This window comes from Streptomyces sp. PT12 (assembly GCF_003311645.1).
GTDB lineage: Bacteria > Actinomycetota > Actinomycetes > Streptomycetales > Streptomycetaceae > Streptomyces.
Genome location: NZ_QEST01000100.1, coordinates 1 through 886 on the forward strand (window position 1 = coordinate 1; position 886 = coordinate 886).

The 886-nt window shown below is 65.3% G+C and carries 1 protein-coding gene; it reads right to left on the reverse strand.

Features of this window, described 5'->3' with window-relative positions:
• A partial coding sequence (locus DEH69_RS12005; protein ID WP_113686938.1) for a beta-ketoacyl reductase occupies positions 1 to 886 on the reverse strand: 886 nt, incomplete at both ends.

The window sequence follows — 886 nt, forward strand, 5'->3', positions numbered from 1 at the left end:
AGTTCGCTGATCAGGGGGCGTGGCCTGGCGGCGGTGAAGGCCGGGGCGAAGACGGACCAGTCGACATCAGCGACGGTCAGACACGTCAGGTCCTCATCCAACGCCCGCTGAAGCGCCGCGATAGCCACCTCAGGAGCCAGAGAACGCAAACCACGCCTGCGCAGCCCATCCCCCTCGACCTCAGCCATACCACCCCCACCCCACGGACCCCAGGCAATCGACGTCGCCCTCAAACCACGAGCCCGACGACGCTCCGCCACACCATCCAAAAACGCATTCGCCGCCGAATACGCACCACCCGCACCACTCCCCCACACACCCGCCACCGAGGAAAACAACACAAACGCATCCAACTCCCGCTCACCCAACAACTCATCAAGATGCGCAGCACCAGCCGCCTTCGCCGCCATCACCTCCGACAACTCCTCCGCCGAAAGATCGGCAAGCACCGTACTCCGACTCACCCCAGCCGCATGCACCACCGCCGTAAGACCCGGAAGCCCATCCAGCAACGCCGCCACCGACGCACGATCCGCAACATCACACGCCACCACCCGCACACCCGCAGGAAGACCACCAACCACACCACCACTCCGACTAGCCAAAACCACCTCCTCCGCACCCAAACCCAACAACCACTCACCCACACGCCGCCCCAACGCACCCGTACCACCCGTCACCAACACCGTCCCCCGCGGCAACCACCTACCCCGCACCACACCAAACGGCGCACGCACCAGACGCCGAGCAAAAACACCAGAAGGCCGAATAGCCACCTGATCCTCAATGCCGTTCAGCACACTGGCAAGTCGGGTCAGCGCCCGGTCGTCCAGCTCGGCGGGCAGATCGACCAGCCCGCCCCAACGCCCCGGCTGCTCAAGGCCGA